This is a genomic window from Dyadobacter sp. 3J3 (assembly GCF_009801115.1).
Classification (GTDB): domain Bacteria; phylum Bacteroidota; class Bacteroidia; order Cytophagales; family Spirosomataceae; genus Dyadobacter.
This window is the reverse complement of record NZ_VTOL01000013.1, coordinates 123,528-141,430: the sequence shown is the minus strand read 5'-3', so window position 1 is coordinate 141,430 and position 17,903 is coordinate 123,528. Positions and strand designations below refer to the sequence as shown.

General features: G+C 42.3%; 9 protein-coding genes and 3 tRNA genes. 6 read left to right on the top strand and 6 right to left on the bottom strand.

Annotation, left to right across the window (positions count from 1 at the left end; genetic code table 11):
- The gene (locus tag FZF08_RS24835; RefSeq protein ID WP_159475107.1) at positions 1-3,240 is read right to left on the bottom strand and encodes a TonB-dependent receptor; all 3,240 of its coding nucleotides are present in this window, start codon (positions 3,238-3,240) and stop codon (positions 1-3) included.
- A gap of 607 nt (positions 3,241-3,847) precedes the next feature.
- Between FZF08_RS24835 and FZF08_RS24830 the strand changes: the two genes are divergently transcribed.
- The 5 genes from FZF08_RS24830 (at position 3,848) to FZF08_RS24810 (ending at position 9,668) form a co-directional block, all read left to right on the top strand.
- Positions 3,848-7,972 carry a hybrid sensor histidine kinase/response regulator transcription factor gene (locus FZF08_RS24830; RefSeq protein ID WP_159475104.1) on the top strand — a complete coding sequence of 1,375 codons (4,125 nt, stop codon included), beginning with the start codon at positions 3,848-3,850 and terminating at the stop codon, positions 7,970-7,972.
- Between the two features lie 476 nt (positions 7,973-8,448).
- Complete coding sequence (locus FZF08_RS24825) at positions 8,449-8,895, top strand: DUF1569 domain-containing protein (protein ID WP_159475101.1); 447 nt, start codon at positions 8,449-8,451, stop codon at positions 8,893-8,895.
- A gap of 417 nt (positions 8,896-9,312) precedes the next feature.
- Positions 9,313-9,385: transfer RNA gene (locus FZF08_RS24820), tRNA-Lys, on the top strand.
- A 76-nt stretch (positions 9,386-9,461) separates the two neighbouring features.
- Positions 9,462-9,545 (top strand) — tRNA-Leu (locus tag FZF08_RS24815).
- 47 nt (positions 9,546-9,592) lie between these two features.
- Positions 9,593-9,668 (top strand) — tRNA-Lys (locus tag FZF08_RS24810).
- An 853-nt stretch (positions 9,669-10,521) separates the two neighbouring features.
- On the opposite strand, the gene FZF08_RS24805 is transcribed toward FZF08_RS24810, so the two are convergent.
- The 3 genes from FZF08_RS24805 to FZF08_RS24795 all read right to left on the bottom strand — a co-directional run bounded on the left by FZF08_RS24805 (position 10,522) and on the right by FZF08_RS24795 (position 15,024).
- Entirely contained in the window at positions 10,522-11,904 is a 1,383-nt protein-coding gene (locus FZF08_RS24805; protein WP_159475098.1) for a sugar porter family MFS transporter, read from the bottom strand.
- A 126-nt stretch (positions 11,905-12,030) separates the two neighbouring features.
- A complete protein-coding gene (locus tag FZF08_RS24800; protein ID WP_159475095.1) occupies positions 12,031-12,867 on the bottom strand; it encodes a phytanoyl-CoA dioxygenase family protein in 837 nt (278 codons plus the stop codon).
- A gap of 27 nt (positions 12,868-12,894) precedes the next feature.
- On the bottom strand, positions 12,895-15,024 hold the full coding sequence (locus FZF08_RS24795; RefSeq protein WP_159475092.1) for a glycoside hydrolase family 36 protein: 2,130 nt from the start codon (positions 15,022-15,024) through the stop codon (positions 12,895-12,897).
- A gap of 229 nt (positions 15,025-15,253) precedes the next feature.
- On the opposite strand from FZF08_RS24795, the gene FZF08_RS24790 reads away from it, so the two are divergent.
- Positions 15,254-16,189 (top strand): AraC family transcriptional regulator, encoded by a 936-nt coding sequence (locus tag FZF08_RS24790; RefSeq protein WP_200837160.1) that lies wholly within the window; start codon positions 15,254-15,256, stop codon positions 16,187-16,189.
- Here the strand turns inward: FZF08_RS24790 and FZF08_RS24785 are convergent.
- A complete protein-coding gene (locus FZF08_RS24785) occupies positions 16,179-17,258 on the bottom strand; it encodes a sterol desaturase family protein (protein ID WP_159475089.1) in 1,080 nt (359 codons plus the stop codon). The genes FZF08_RS24790 and FZF08_RS24785 overlap by 11 nt on opposite strands.
- Positions 17,259-17,325: 67 nt before the next feature.
- Positions 17,326-17,901: a Crp/Fnr family transcriptional regulator gene (locus tag FZF08_RS24780; RefSeq protein WP_159475086.1), complete on the bottom strand. Its 576-nt coding sequence runs from the start codon at positions 17,899-17,901 to the stop codon at positions 17,326-17,328.
- Positions 17,902-17,903 lie beyond the last annotated feature (2 nt).

Sequence of the window (17,903 nt, the reverse complement as noted above, 5' to 3'; positions counted from 1 at the left end):
TTAGAATTTAAGGTTAACGCCCACAGTGAATTGTCTTACCGGAGGATTATTAAGATTTACCGAGATCTGACGTTCCGGCGTCCCACGGTCGCTGGAAGCATCCGGGTTTAGCGTCGACTGACCACTCGCATAGCTATTTCCTTCCGGATCGATAGCAAGATTATCTCTCACCAAAGGCGAATAGATTATGAATGGATTGGTCAGGTTTACGTAGATCCTTGCCGAACTTGCACCAATCTTTTTGAAAACAGCACTTTGGAAAGTGTAACCCAGGTTTATGCTTCTGCATTTAATAAATGAACCGTCGTAATACCCGAGCGTAGAACCAAAGTTTGCCACAGCGCCGCTCGCATCAGGAGCAGGAAATGCGTTGGTAGGATTTGTTTCTGTCCAATAATCCGTTTTCACCTGATTTACACGACTTTGGTTAAAGAAGGCAAATCCGCCTGATCCAGTCGAGTTACCGGTAAGGTAAGGCACAATTACTTTCATGCCCATCCGTGCATAAGTAACAACGGAAGCATCAAAATTTCTGAAACTGAAACGGGTGGTAAGGCCTCCCTCCCATTTGGGCTGAAAATTACCCAAAAGCTGACGGTCGTTGGCATCAATTTTTCCATCACCATTCAAGTCTTCTACTCTGATCTGCCCAGGGTATTGTACAGGAGATGTTTGCTTTGCCAAAGTGCCGTTTTCCTTGTCGGCAGTCTGCCAGATACCCAGCTTTTTATAATCATAAATAACGGAAAGCGGCTGACCTACAAACCAACCAGCACCAATATTGGATTGTTCTTGTGGTGTTGTCAACTGCGTGATTTTCTCACGGTTGAAGAAATAAGTTGCATCCACGCTCCAGTTAAATCCTTTTGGTTTTCTGATGATCTCAAAGGTTGTGGTTACTTCCACCCCTTTGCCTTCTGTTTTACCAAGGTTTTTCAACGTAGAGCCTGCACCATTACTTGCGGGCAACGGAACTGACAGCAAAATATTCTTCGTTTTTTGATGATACCAATCCACCGAACCAGTAATGCGGTTGTTCAGTATACCAAAGTCAATACCAATATCCAGCTGCGCAGTCGATTGCCAGGTCAGGTCATTGGCGGGAAGACTGGTCACTGTATAAGCCAGCTGCTGTCCGGCAGTACCTGTGCCAAAATTGTAATACCCAGCTGATAATGCGCCAAGTGTAGAATATGCACCAACATTCCTGTTTCCAGATATACCCCATCCGCCGCGTAATTTAAGATTAGAGACAAAAGTGGCTGATTTCATAAAAGTTTCTTCAATCACATTCCATCCCAAACCAATAGCCGGATAATTAAAATACTGATTACCAGGAGATAGCGTAGAAGATCCATCGCGGCGTAACGTCATGGTCAACAAATACTTGTCGGCGTAGCTGTAATTAAGTCTACCCATATAGGATAGCAATCCGGTTTCAGAAAATGAATTTCCATAATCCGAACTGGCAACAGGCTGTCCCGATGCAAGCGAAAAGTTGGACGTTTTGATATAATCTGCCGGCACACCTGTTACGGTGAAGCGGCTACCCAGCGAGTGGTTTTTAGTATACTCATAAAGCGCTGTGAAACCAAATTTATGCTTGCCTGCAAATGTTTTATCGAAGTAAAGCAAATGTTGCAGGTTCACATCCCAATATTCTGTGTTACTGATCTCGGCATTGGATGATGCCTGTGTGGTGGCCGAATTAAAATAGGTCAGGGGACCATTGTAGTTATTGAAATTCGACTGGCTAAAATTCAATCCCGCGTTGAAACGGTATTTCAGTCCTGGTAAAATATTTACCTCGGCATAAATACTGTTGAATGTCCTCAGTGAGCGTGTACGTCCCAGATAGGAATCTTTTTTTGTCAAAATCGTAAGTGGACTTACACCAGCTGCATCAATAGAACCTTCCGAAGGAAATGTATTTACTGTACCATCCGCATTATAAGGCGATGCCAGCGGTGTCAACCGCACAAGTCCGCCTGGTATGCCGCCTCCACCAGGTGTGTTCTGGTAAGTCAGTGTGTTTAGCGTATTAAGCCCAATCTTTACATGTTTTCCAATCCGCTGATCGATGGTCGCACGAATGTTGAACCGCTGAAAATTTTGGTTTGGAATGATCCCGGTTTCGTTGAAATAACCAAGACCTAAGGAATACTGCGTTGTCTCACTACCACCCTGCACACCTAACTGGTGGTTAGACATAAAACCTGGTTTGTAAATCAGATCCTGCCAGTCGGTTGATATTCCTTTATCAAGTGCTTCCTGCTCTTTTTGGGTTAACACATAACCGGATGTTCCAGGGCTTGTGCGGTTGTATTTCGCCGCATCAAGTTTGAACTGAGCATATTCCGGGCCATTCATCACGTTGAATTTACCCATTACCCGCGTTTCTCCGTGATATCCGTCATAGCTGAATACCGGTTTACCAACCTTACCTCTTTTGGTTGTTACCAAAATTACCCCTCCCGACCCACGGGAACCATAAATCGCTGTTGCAGAAGCATCTTTTAATACTTCCAGGCTGAGGATATCGTCAGGATTTATGTCATTCAAACCACCAAATGGTATCCCATCGACCACTACAAGCGGACCATCCTGATTATCGGCAGTACCTGAACTCGTAGTAAGCGTCCGGTTTCCCCTGATTCTGATCTGTCCCTGAGAACCGGGCGTACTTCCGTTACTAATAATAGAAACACCTGCCGCACGACCTTTTAATTGGCTGATCAGGTTTGGCGCAGGCACCTCTTTTAGTGTACTTTCACTGACTGAAACAACGGAGCCGGTTACATCTCTTTTCCGCTGTGTTCCGTACCCTACTACCACCACCTCATCAAGTACCTTACTATCCCCTTTTAGCAAAACGTTCACGACTTTTTGAGTACCAACCACGACTTCCTGCGAAACATACCCAACAAGGGATACGACCAGAATTGTATTGGCATCATCGGCGATGTTGAGCTTGAAATTTCCATCCGTATCTGTTATCGTTCCGCGGGTGGTGGATTTGATCAGGATACTTGCACCAGGAAGCGCCGCTCCATCTTCACCAGTTACCTTGCCTCTGATCTCTACCTCTGCAACAGACATAGATCTAGGTTTAATGGCATGATTGATTAAAGTCCCACCGGCAAAAGTTTCGGTTGCAAATCCGCTCAGCAGTAATATAGGAAGGCCGGAGATCCCCAGGACTCTTGCCAGCATATTACGGTTTAATAAAGAGTCTTGCATAAGTTATGAGTGATTAAATGTTTTTGAATTGATTGAGTTGTACATACTGAATGGTTGTCATTCAGTTTATGGAGCATCAAAGTGCTGTCCGGGAAATGTTTTAATTGGTGCAGTGTCATATCATAAAATTTGAGTTTGATAAGGTTTTCAAGAACGCTTTCATTTGGTTTTCAGTGATCAATTAGTGTCAATTTGACATTATTTAATCTGGACATTATTTTGGATTTCAAATTCCCGATCACATGCTTTTTCACATGTACAGTTATTTGTCAACCAGTATTGATAAACCTGAATAAGCACTCAACTCAGTTCATCATTTTTCCCAGATATTATTTAATTAATTATCGACAAATGTAACGAGAGAGCTGTGTCTACTGTGAGCAGATTTGTTCATTTTACCGCTACAATTGTTCAAATGCAGTAAAAAAATGCCCGATTCAAGGAGAAACTTGCATTTTTAGGATTAAAATACCGTCTTTCGTAGGTGGAATGTCTTAGTAAGCTCTTACAGCCCTTTCGTTTTAACGGAAAAATATTTTTCCGTTTTTCCCGGGCATATTTAATATTTTCGTCTCAACACCGGATGGCTTTTAATTCTATCGGATCAATGCGTTCAAAAATCAATTTTATATACTGCCTTGTCTGCTCGCTGTCCATAATATGTGCGGCCGGGTACACAGCAAGGGCTCAGCGTCCGGAACCCAAGTTCACGTCGATTACCTCCATGGATGGGTTGTCGTCAAATACTGTGACAGCTATTTTAAAAGACAGTTATGGGCTGATGTGGTTTGCTACGGACGATGGCCTAAACAAATTTGATGGAACTGATGTGACGGTATATCGTCATAATAAAAAGGATTCAACTTCAATAAAATCCAATGATATTGCCAGCTTACACCAAGACCGGGACGGTGGTATCTGGGTTGGAACCATTGAAGGCGGACTACATTATTACGATAGAAGAAAAGATTCTTTTTTAAGCATACCGTCTTCTCACAGTGTCACAAGCATAAGCAGCGACGCAAAAGGTAAATTGTGGGTAGGAACGACCAGTGGATTACTTAACGTGGATGCGAAAAGTCACCGGATCAGTACGTTTGCTTCATTACCCAACATTCCTGAGGAGATTTCGAAAGGATTGATACTCAGTGTTGCGATAGATAGTAAGCAAAGAGTATGGGTTGGCTCAAAAAACGGTCTGTTCAGAATTGACCCTTCCCGTAAGGATAACGAATACATTAATTATCTTCAGGCTTTACCGGATGAAACGGGTGCCCGAACTGTAAAATCTATCAGCGAGGATCGGGATGGCAATTTATGGATTGGGACCTATAGCGGCTTATTAAAGCTTAATTCCAGTGGGCAGGTATTACAGCACATCCGGTACGAATCTGGCAACAAAAATTCTTTAAGTTCCAATATGGTCTTTGCGATCTCGTTGGAAAATGACCACCATATCTGGATAGGCACCGACGCCGGACTCAATATTCTTGATACCCGGAGCGGGAACATTCAACGGTATGGGCCGGACGCCAGGACTGAATTTAGTTTAACCAATAAATCGGTACGCAGCATATTGATTGATAGTCAGGGTATCTGCTGGCTGGGTACCTACAAAGGCGGTGTCAATAAGTACGATAAAAATCTGGCTATTTTCGGATTAAAAAGATCTGATACCAATGACCCGTTTGGTCTGAGCGCACCATTTGTAACCTCATTTGCCGAGAGCCCCTCCGGTCAGCTGTTTGTCGGCACAGATGGTGGAGGGCTGAACTTGTATGACCGGGAGAGAAATCTTTTCAAAAAATTTCTGATCAATCCACAAAATAAAAACGCTGCTTCGGGATTAGCCATTCTCACACTTGAAATGACCTCTGAGAATGAACTATGGATAGGCACATTTCAGGATGGTCTGTTCGAGTTGAATCCAAAAACAGGTTTTTACAAGCAGTATATCCGTGGGAAAGATTCTTCCAGCCTGAGTAATAACGAAATTTTCTGTTTTGAAAAGGATAGATCCGGCAAGTTGTGGGTGGGTACCAATGGTGGTGGTGTACAATTGTTCGACCCGAAAACAAAACGTTTTGAAAGATATTTCAATCCGACAATTCCGGCTTCCCAGCGAATGATTCCCCTTAATGGTTATATCAGGGATATTTTGCAGGATACTGAAGGAAAAATCTGGATAGCCTCACACGGAACCGGTCTGGCTCTGTTTGATCCTGTCAAACAAAAATCCATATTACTGGATAAACAATCCAGTAATCTTCCAGGAAATATTGTCTCTTCCATTTTAGAAGATAAAAAAGGAAATATCTGGGTTGGCACATTCGGAGAAGGATTGGCCTTATTCGATCCGCGGTCAAAAAAATTCATTTGTTATGGAGAAAAGGAAGGTTTGGCAAGTAACGTAATCAATAAGATTCTCGAAGATGATCAGGGTCGTATCTGGGTAAGTACGAATCAGGGAATCAGTTTTTTTGACCCGAAAAATAAAAAGTTCACCAATTACAGCTCCTACAATGGAATTCAAAATAAAACCTTTGTATTGGGTGCAGGTATCCGGACGGCCGACAACATCCTTTTTTTTGGTGGAATTGCCGGGTTCAACTACATTGACACGCGCAGTTTACCCGATTATAAAAACATAACACCTATCATCCTGAAAGATCTGCGGATTGGTAACCGAAGCATCACGTCTGCCGATTCGAATTTTATAGATGGAGATATCTCCGTTGCCAAAACGATAAATCTTGACTATAAACAGAATTTTTCACTCGGCTACGCAGCGTTGAACTATTCTAATCCAAGACAGATGCATTACCGGCACAGGCTTGTTGGTATGCAACCTGAATGGAATGAAACCGGACTGAATAATTTTGCCAGTTATACCAATTTAAGCCCTGGCAATTACATGTTCGAAGTTCAGGCAAGCAGTGACGGTATCAACTGGAGTCCGCAGACCACCTCCATAAATATCCATGTAAAACCGCCGTTTTATCTCACTATTTATGCCTATATATTTTATCTTCTGACGCCAATCGCTATTGTATTTGCGATGCGTCGCCGGGGCATTCAAAAACTTCAACGGGAGTTTAATGAACAGCAAAAACAGGCAGAAGCTGAACAGGCAAAAGAACTGGACAGGCAAAAAATTAAGTTTCTTACCAATTTAAGTCATGAACTGAGGACTCCGATTTCCTTAATTCTTGCGCCCACCGAAAATTTATTGGTCAAAACCAAAGCTACTGAGTTAAATTCGCCGGTTTTGGCAATTAAAAGAAATGCCAAACGACTGCTCAATCTTGTAGACCAGCTTCTTGATATAAAAAATATGCAGCAGCAAGAAGTGAAGCTAAATCTTGAAACAAAGGATATTATCCTTTTTATCAAAGATACCTGTGAGCAGTTCAGCGACCTTTCGTTCAGAAAAGGCATTCAATTTAAAATTGAATGTGCCATTCCTTTGTTATACATGGATTTTGATCCTGAAAAACTGGAACGGATACTTTTTAATCTGCTTTCGAACGCATTTAAATTTACACCGAAAGGAGGAGAAGTAAAACTCGAAATTTCGCAGCAAGATTCTTCGGATGCCAGGTCCTGGCTCAACATTTCCATAACGGATACCGGCGTTGGTATTTCGGAGGCTAACCATGAAAAGATCTTTGAAAGATTTTTTCAGGACGACACAGATATATCAATCCTAAATCAGGGAAGCGGAATCGGACTTTCGATCGTGCGAGAGTTTGTCCAGTTGCATCAGGGAAAAATCACGGTAAAAAGTCAGCCAGGATTGGGAAGTTCATTTATGGTCCAACTTCCTGTTATTCTAAATTCAATACCGGTTTTGCCGGTTGAGCAATCTGGTACCAATAGCCTCCAAACGCCTTCTACTGAACAGGATATGGCAGTTAATAAAAAGGAGAAATCAAATCTCGAAGATCCGTCCAGTGTTTTAATTATTGAAGATAACGAAGAATTCAGACATTATCTCAAAGAAAGCCTGATGCCTTTTTATCATATAATCGAGGCAAATAACGGAAAAGAAGGCTGGCAAAAAACGCTAAGCCATCACCCGGAACTTATCGTCAGTGATATCGCCATGCCGGAAATGGACGGGATTACTTTAAGTCAAAAGATCAAGGCAGACAAAAGGACGAAACATATTCCAATCATATTGCTCACCGCTTCTAACGGTGAACAGCAGCAGCTTGAAGGACTTAATTCAGGAGCAAACGATTACCTGACCAAACCTTTCAATTTTGAAATTTTGAATGCCAAAATCAATAATCTGATCTTGTTAAACAGACTTTTGAAAGGTGTATATTCCCGGCAGATCAAAGTTTCTGACGAGCCGTTGCAAATGGAATCAAGTCAGGAAAAGTTGCTTAAAGATATGCTTTCGTATATTGAAGACAATCTCCACACCGCTCAACTGAGCGTAGAGAATTTGAGTAGACATGTGGGTATGAGCCGTGGGACACTTTATAGCAAAGTCCTGGAAATGAGTGGACAAACACCCATCGAATTTATCCGCTCGATTAAGCTTGAAAAAGCTGCTTTACTTTTAGAAAACAGCGATCTGAGTATTTCGCAGATATCCTATATGACGGGTTTTACAGCACCAAATTATTTCGCAAAATCATTTAAGGCGAAATTCAATATGCTTCCGACCGAGTACAAATTAAAAAAACGAAGGCATCACCCGCAACTCACAAGCAAGTTATGAACAGCGGATCGGACGGACACATAATGTATGGCAAAAATCTTGTCGCGTTGCATGTGTCTGAAATCAGTAAGGCAATTTTTGGCGCAGATCTTTTTTTTGTGGTATACTTGACTCAGGTTTACCAGAATTACAAAAAATATTGCCTCCCAAATCTCGGTTCAACTTGAAAATGTTCTTTGCAATCCGGATTTTTAACGATTGGTAAACTTGCTTTTGGGTTGGCTCCTACCCGTAGAATATGACTATAAAGTGAATCTGTCAGTACCCCTAAATCCGATGATTTTATCCTCCGATACTGAATTTGAAATTCTGCCAAAATTAGGTTGTAAGACTTCTCTTTCAATCTGAAAACTATATCTTGTAAATATCTCATCCTCTGCAATTTCTTTGTCGCGTTTAACCCCTTAATTAGTCCCGGTGTCCACCACCCATATTATTTCTTCCTTTGTAAGTTTGTTGGATAAAACAATATGGATATGAAAACGATCTTTGACAGGATAACAAGAGAGGAACTAATAACCCGGATTAAAACACTGAATGACAATTCATTGGCACAATGGGGTAGCATGAATGTCTGCCAAATGCTTAAACACTGCATTTTGGCAGATGAACTATATTTGGGTAGAAGACATCACAAACGTGTGTTTTTGGGGCTACTCATTGGAAAATTCGCTTTACGTCACTTGCTCAAAAACGATGATCCTATGGGCAAAAATGCGCCCACAAGCGATGATTTCAAGATAAAAGAAATGGATGGAGATGTTTCCTTCGAAAAGGAAAAATGGATTTCTGTGATTGAAGCATATGGGTCTTTCTCAAATCTTGATTTCGTTCACTGGTTTTTTGGAAAAATGACGAAAGAACAAATTGGTCATTTAGTTTACAAACATACCGACCATCATCTTCGGCAATTCAAGGCTTGATGTGATATTGGAAGCAAGGATTGTCGCATTTTTAATCAAAAAAATTGACTTACTACTGCTCAATACCTTAGAAAAGGAAACAGAAGAAAAAAAAATTACCAAATCAATAATCTCAAACAGAGCTGTTTGAATGTAACCTCCAAATTATTTCAAAAAATAAATCTCAATCAAATTTGGATTGAATCATTAAAATAGTACTTTTGCACCACGATATCAGTGCACAGCACGACAAAATGCAAACACGAAATATTCGGTAATATTAAAAATTACGATTAATAAAAAGTTTGATTAACACCGGTCAGGAAATTTTAGAAATAAAAAGCATTCCAGCGGAGTAAAACAGAAAAAGAAATTGGCAGTTAACTTTTTCTATCATGACAAAATTCAATTTTTGAAATTGTCATTCAATAGCCAAACGATTCCGTAGCTCAGCTGGTAGAGCAATACACTTTTAATGTATGGGTCCTGGGTTCGAATCCCAGCGGGATCACAGAAAAAAACTGAGTATTTCCTTCGTTATTCTAACCAGAATTTCATAGGACCAAATAGTACAAAACTTCAGGAATGTCCAGGTGGTGGAATTGGTAGACACGCTACTTTGAGGGGGTAGTGCCCGTTTGGGTATGGGAGTTCGACTCTCCTCTTGGACACAGAAATTGCAATAATCGTAGGCAATTTTTACCGTTGAAACAAATACGATTCCGTAGCTCAGCTGGTAGAGCAATACACTTTTAATGTATGGGTCCTGGGTTCGAATCCCAGCGGGATCACCACATGGGACAAATCTGAAAACAACAGATTTGTCCCTATTTTTTTACCCGACAACTCGCTGTTTTTCTGATAGATAAGACCGAAGACTACTTTTGCAACTTTGTTAGTGAGAATTGTGTATAATTCTCCAGGTGAGAGGCTAGTTTCGCAGATTGATAACTGGCATAACAAATCCTCGGAGTACAAAAAACCATTTTTTTGCAAGATCTCTTTGGTTCCTGAATCCGTTCCGGAAATCCCCATATAGCCGTAACAAATCCTTGCCATTGACACCGCAAAAATTGCCTATACTCAAAACATCATTAGCTCTCGTATCCACCAATTTCTTTCGGTTGGCGCTCCAATAAAAATCCGTGAATTTACTAGTCATTTGCGCTCCCACACCTGTCTGCTTCCAGGCTCTATGAATAACTTACCCGTCTTAATATTGAGCTATTTCCGGGTTTAATGTAAAGAAAAACTTTGTGATAGTATATAGTGAAATCTTGAAGTATAAGGTTGGGAAATAGCCTTTTGAGAGTAATTCTGATCTTACTGGATCATTTTCAGAAAAATTCTTCTGTTCCCAATAGATTTGATAACGTTCTTCTGACTTTTCTACATGGGCTCATTTCCGCCAAATCTTAATATAACTTCCCTGAGCATTTTCCTGGCAAACAGAGGTTAAGCTGCACATCAGTCGGTAAACAAAGCAGTAGATCTCGATTAAATAAAACTGAAAAATTGCGGTAAATGCTTTCTTCTTTCCATAGAATCTGAGCATGTAAGTGCACCTAATTATTCAAAGCTCTGATTTTTAAATAAAATACTTCTAATCATGACTTTTTAACAGTGTCCACTGAGCTCGTTGCCTCATCACTGCCCATGATCGGTGAGCAATTTTTCAATTTCCTCCAAAGACTTGCCTTTGGTCTCCGGCACCCTTACACGCACAAAAAGAAAGTATATAAAACAAATTGCTCCATGGATCAGAAAGGTGAACGGCAGCCCGATCTGCTCTTTCATGACCGGAAATAATGATGTGGTGAAAAAGTTAGCGATCCATAACGCCAAAGTTGCCAGCGCCATCGCACTGCCACGAATCCGGTTAGGGAAAATTTCGGATAAAGCAACCCAGGTTACCGGCCCAAGGGTAGCCGAATAAATTGCAATAAACCCAAGTACGAAAACAAGTACCCAAATGCCCGGAAGATGCCAGTAAAATGCCCCGGCAAGGGCCAGTGCATCTAAAAATAAAAGGAAAGAACCATACTGCAACAGCTTTTTTCTTCCGATTTTATCGATGGTACCAATGGCAATGAAAGTGAAAACAAAATTGATGATCCCGATGATGATGGATTGCAAAAAGGCAGAGTCTTCGGCCATTCCTGCCTGCTTAAACAATTCGGGTGCGTAAGAAAAAAGAGAGTTTTGACCGACTGCCTGAGAAAAAACAGCGATCACAATCCCGACGAATACGATATGCCATACATCTTTTTTGAACAGGTCCGCAAGCCCGCCTCCCTTCGTGTCGGTAAAACTAAGCCTGATTTCCCCCGACGCTGCCTCTGCATATGCTTTGCCACCAATCCGTTTTAAAATATGAAATGCTTCGCTGTGACGCATTTTCCCGATGAGCCATCGCGGGCTTTCAGCCACAAAAAAGAGACCTAAAAAGAACAGCAGGGATGGGGCTGACTGGGATGTAAACATCCAGCGCCAGTTATTGACACCGGAATTCAAAAGTAGATAGTTGGACAGATAGGCGAGCAAGATCCCGATCACAATAGAAAGCTGATAGAAAGAAACCATTTTACCACGCATACCGGCAGGTGAAATTTCGGCCACATACATCGGGCACACCAGCGCCGCAGCCCCTACTGCAACGCCACTCAACATCCTGAAAACCACGAAAAGTGTAAAATTCCCTGCCCAGCCCGTACCTGCTCCGGTGACGGCAAATAAGACTGCACAAATCATCAGTAATTTTTTCCTGCCTAAACTTTCACTCAGCTTTCCCCCAATGACCGCCCCAATGGCTGCACCGAGGTTGATACAACCTACGGCCCAACCCGTTTCAAGGGCATTGAGTGAAAAATGAGAGCTGAAAAATGAGACGGTGCCGGATATAATGACCAGGTCAAACCCGAACAAAACTCCGCCAAGCGCTGCAATCGCACTAATCAGATAAACGTAATTCCGGTTCAAATCATAATTCCCGGTAACAACTTCGGACTCCACAGGAACAATTGATGCCATTTGATCAAAGATATTAACCAGCCGGAAAGTCCTTCACCTTCGGCATGGATTGGTTTAAATTTTCATTTTTCGGCTATCTGGTAGTGCTGCGCACCTGGGCAAGAACACCATTTAACCTACTCACAATTACTTTAAAGATACATCTGCGTCTTTTTCCAGAAAATCGGCGCCGCTTTCTGCCAGCCCTGCGGCATCCCAGGTTAACAACGCTTCGTCAGGAACGACGGAGATCGGTGTTATACTGGATAAAGAAGAGGCCGAATCATTATACCCGATATTGCGGGCTCTGTTGTAACAGGAGATCATAGACCAACGCGGCCTGTCCGACAGGTTTGCCTCAGAACGATGAAACAGATTGCTGTGAAAGAAAAGGGTGTCCCCAGCTTCCAGTTCGACATAGACCAATTCCATCGTTTTCAAAGAAAGGTCAACAAACCGCTGCGAAGCACCCACCTGTTCCCCGGAAAAACCATGTTCCACCCGGCCCATCTGATGAGAGCCTTTGATCACCTGAAGACATCCATTTGCCTTGTTCGCCTCTGTAATCGCCACCATCACCGACATCATCTGGTTTGGTAGCAAAAATTCATTTTTATACCAGTAGCCATAGTCCTGATGCCACTCCCAGGCGCCACCGACCCGTGGTTCCTTTTGCATAAGTTTCGAATGAAAATGGCACACCGCTGAGTCGCCTTCCAGCAAATTGTCCACAGCACCAACCAATGTGACACCCCGGGTGAGCAGCCCGTAAATATCGTCGCCAGGTTTGTACCAAAGCGAAAGTTTACTCCGCTTTCCGGAACTGTCATTGACATTAATCGCATTTTTACTCACGGCATCATCTTCTATTGCAACATGGTAGAGTTTCTTTACCTCAGCCTCGTCAAAAAATCCTTTTAGAATCAGATATCCATCCCGATGATACTGCTCAATTTGCTCTGGTGTTAATACTTGTTTTGCCATGATATCAGTTAGTTTGTTTATTTTTAGTTATTTCATTTTTACCTCAAATAGCTCCCCGCCATAAACCTCCCCTATCCCGACCACGAATCCTTTTTCGGCCAATTCCTTGCCGCTGGCCTGGCTTATAGTCTTCCCACTTAAAGCCTCATTGACCAAATATATTTTTGACGGGTCCAGGTATTTGATAGTTACCTGTCTTTCTGAAACATTTCCTCCATGCCTGAAAACTCCAAGTATCCCACCGGACCGGCTGTCGGTATTCATCCTCATAAAGCCATCCCACATCCCTTCCATTGGTTCACCAAAACCTGGTAAATCCTGACGATAGCTCATGATTTGGTATTTATTATCCATCAATTCCAGCCAATCCGCGTAGGCCCGGTATCTTTTCAGGTCCGTAGCTGACAATTTTCTCGGATCACCCAGCATAATCGGGAGCGCACCTGCCAGTGATTTTATATGCATTTCCCAGCCTGCATCCTGCATTTCAGGATTACCTATCACCAGGGCAGTGGCCGGCATAGCAGGTGACCGCCACCAGGCCATGTTTCTGACACGAAGGTCCACTTTGGCGTCTGGCCCCATAAAATTAGAAAGCCAGTTACCCTCAGCATGTTTTAGCATCGCATAATCAATCAGCTGCAAACCGCCCATGGTTTCAAAAGTACAGTCAATAAAAAGAGCCGGTTTTGCTGCATGCAGAGTATCAAAAAGTTTCCAAACCTCCTCATAATTTGAATACAGAGATTCGTGATGGTCTTTATGCCCCGGATGCCCTTTGGCATAACAGCCCGTGACTTTGTTCCCAAACCGGTAAGTACTGGTGACAACAGTGAAATCCAGCTTCAGATATTCAAGCCCATATTCTAACGCCAGTTTTTGCAGGACTTCATTAATATACCCGCTCCACCCCGTACCAAAACAAGCCGTCCGCATTTTCAGATCATCCTCATGAAGATTGGCTGGCTGCTGATTTTCGTCCAGAACGAACCAGTCCGGATGTGCTTTATATACTTTGCTATCCGGGGATGCACTGCCAACGCTTACCCATAGGCCAGGTTTCATGCCAAGGGATTTGATGTAATCAAAAACCGGTTTCAACCCATTCGGAAATTTTTTCTTGTCGATAATCCAGTCTCCGTAGTTGTCTGCCCAGCCGTCGTCAATCACAAACTCTTTCATTCCCGCATCCGCAGCGGCTTTTGCCAGCTCCATGACAAGCTTTTCATTAATATCTTTACGAAACGGAACCCAGGTATTGTAGACAAAAGTTGGCTTTTTATCCAACTCAGAAAGCCTGGCACCAAGGTGTTTACGTACAAAATCCGGCACTTCGGTATTGAGCATTTCATCAGGGTCGTTGTGGGTATTGTACAACATTGTAAAAACCTGTGGCGTAACAAAAGAATCCCCTTTATTGATATATTTCCGGAATGGGAAACGTGAATTCTTATGTGTCAAACCGCTCAGAATCTCGGGCTCGTCCCAAAATACAGAAGTATGCTTCACCACACCCGAAGCTTCGTTCCCAATCACAATCCCCTGGCTCCAGACACTGTTATGTACGATAACCAGTGCATCCTGCATGTTCCCGTCGTACGGTCCTATCGACCGCCGCCGGCCATAGTCGTGGCATATCCAGCTAAAAGTTGTAGCGAGGTAATTGGTCATTTTAAATTTTTCAACATCTACTGATTCAAGCTGTAAACTGACAGCCGAAAGGTTTTTTATGACCAGATTTTTTCTTACCACCGCTAATTTGGGATAAAGCAAATACCGAACGGTAACTTCCAGTTGCTTGTCTTCACTAAGCAGGATTACCGCAGCCCCACGGCCAGCATAGGTATCCGTTATCTTTTCGATTCTTTCAAGTTTCCAATTACCCGCCCCGGAGTAAGTTTTATTATTGATCTCAAATTGAAATTCCGGGCTCGCTTCAGCAAAGTAATTAAAGTCGCCTGCGACAGGCTTATAAGAAGCAGTGGAAATATTGCCAAGCTTACCGGGAAGGCTAATAACCCTGCGCACTGCCCCGTTGGTCAGGATCAGTTCTTTGTCATTCCACATGGCATAATCGTCCTGACCGTATCCGTGGCTGCCCATAAGGACCACTTTAAAAAAAATCAGCAAGGTATTTCTGAGGACAGAAGCTGTCATTTCTTTGGTATGATGGTTTTTCAATAAATGACCCAACGTATTAATCGTTTGAAATGGATATTTGTTTAAACAGACAGGGTTCACTTGAAACTGATAATAACCCTCGCGACTGGATTTAAAATTGCATTTTACAAACACAAAGTTCAGCTATTCCGAGAAAGTAAAACTGAACGATTTTATTATAAACATGGATTATCCTATCTTTATATGATTACATAGCAACCAGAACATGCCGGATACCATTCAGAAAAGCAGGGGATTTGAAGGAGAACTCATTATTGAAATCCCTAAGATTGCGCTTACACAAAGCGAGAATTTACCCTTGATCCAAGCACTGCACATTGCCAGAATGGGATTTTACCCCAAAGCCCTGCACCATTATTACCAGCGGCCATCAGGTATTTCGCAGGTGATTTTGCTGTATTGCACGGCTGGGAAAGGATGGGTGCATTTCAACAAAAAAAGGATCAGCATCGAGCCTGGAGAAGTATTTCTGATTCCTACAGATATGCCACACTCCTATGGCTCTGATGAGGAAAATCCATGGACTATATACTGGTTTCACATCACCGGAAGCCATTGTGATGATGCATTTAGCACAATCATGGGGGATATTGAAAAACTGTCAAAGGGAATTCGGGTTGGTTTTTCGTCTGAGCGAAATGAAATTTTCAAACAGATGTCTTCTATATTTCTGAGAGGATACAGCGCTTCCAATCTGCTTCTTGCCAACCTTCTTCTCCCGCACTATCTGGCAACGTTTATTTCTCCTGAATTTTTCCAGACCATAGCACAAACAACAAAGGAACTAAGTGCGACAGACAAAGCAATCTCCTTCATGCAACAGAACCTTACAAGAACCGTTACACTGGATAATATTGCCCAGTCGGCGAATTTATCTGTATCATTTTTTTCAAGAAAATTCAAACAGGAAACCGGTTATGCTCCGGTAGAATACTTCAATTATTTACGCATTCAAAAGGCCTGTCAACTCCTTCATTTCAGTTCGCTCCGGATCAATGAAGTTGCATTGCAGATCGGAATGGAAGATCCGTTCTATTTTTCGAGATTATTCAAACAGCAAATGGGGCTTTCGCCTGTCGCGTACCGTAAAAGCGGCAGGCAGGGAGTTGATCCCGTTAGCACCAACGCTCTCACCGAATAAAGATTTCAAAATGCGGAGATTCCGGCAGACTCTGACATATTAAAATAAAACCATCTCTTATCTCGTGCTCGGTCAATGCATTCGTTTTTGACACAGTAACCTGGCCAATTGTCAATCTGCATTTACATGTGGCGCAAATCCCTTTGCGGCAGGAATATGGAACTGCAAGCCCCTGTCGCAGGAGTGCTTCCAGGATTGTCTCACCCTCATAGACAGTAATGGGATGCGTTCCGTTAAAATGAACTAGTCCACCAGATACACATGCGTCCTCCCGGCAGCTGACCAGCTCTGAATAAACCGATTGTTTGCGGTTTTGTATTTTGTCAAATTCAGTCTCATAGTCTTTTATTTCCGTACCGAAAAGGCGGTCCCAAAATCGAAAATGCACGCTGTAATTACCTTTGAACCTGCTGTGGTGCAGATTGTGGTGTGTACTTGTGGTTAGAAAACTCAACCAGCTTTTGTTAAAATTCACCGGATAAAACTCATACCCCAGGTGTGCTTTCACGTTATCCAACAATCCCCAAACCTGCACCAAAGCCAGCATAGGAGCAAATGTAGGCATGATAAACGTAACGGGAAAAATCCAGAATGAAAGTAAAAACGGCTCTATCCAATGAAAGGACATGGACGTAAACGGGTTGACATCGATGCTCTGATGGTGTACCGAGTGGACATATCGAAAAATCCAGGGATGATGAAGCAGACGGTGGGTAAAATAAAACCAGGCGTCATCGATGATCAGCAGTATGAAAAATCCCGCTATGCCAAATATTGGATGATGGTCACCAAAATTTGTATAAATTTTGGTATAGCCTTTTGTACTTAGAAATACTACAATACTACTGAACAAAGCACCAACCATCAATGTCTGCACCGAATTCTTTATTTCCTTTTTGATTTGTTTTTCATCTACCCGTTCCAATAGTTGTATCCGGAACTTTCGAAAACGCGTTTTGAATTTTTTCCAGAATACCAGGTATGCCAAAACGATGACTGACCCGTTCATCAGCAGCCCGGTGATGAATCCTTTTGGGAAATTTTTTAAAATTTGAAAAACAGCTTCCATGATTTTTGCTCAGGTTTAAATCCAAAGCAAAAGTCATCATGCCACAACACAAAATACTTGACATTTGTTAGTTAATCATCTGTCGGCGGATACGGCTCAAACTTTCGGGCTTCATTCCCAAAAAGGAGGCGATATACTGTATGGGAACATGTTGAAGAATGGAAGCATGATCCTGAAACAACTTTTTGTAGCGCTGTTCGGCAGTCATTGTCGCCAGATCATTGGCCCTCATTTCACTGGCACCAATTGCTTCTTCAAAAATAATGAGACTGAATTTTTTAAAATTTTCGCTGCGGTCAATTAAGGCTGCCAGATTGGCTTTTGTAATTTTGAGAACATCGCAATCCGTGATGCATACCACATTTTCCCTGGCTTTTCTTTCGTGAATAAAATTCAGGAACTGTGTAATAAAACGATCCGGTCCCGTGATGTTTGTCGTTACGTCATTACCAAGGTCATCGATATAAAATAACCTCATAAATCCCGAACAGATAAAATACAAATGTTGGGGCACTTTTCCTTGTGCTTCAACTACCGTGTTTCTGGATAAGGACATCGGCTCAAAGTATTCTTCAAGCAATACTTCTTCACCTTCGGGCAAACCAATTTTCCGGGATATGACCGCAGCAAGTTTATGGATCATCT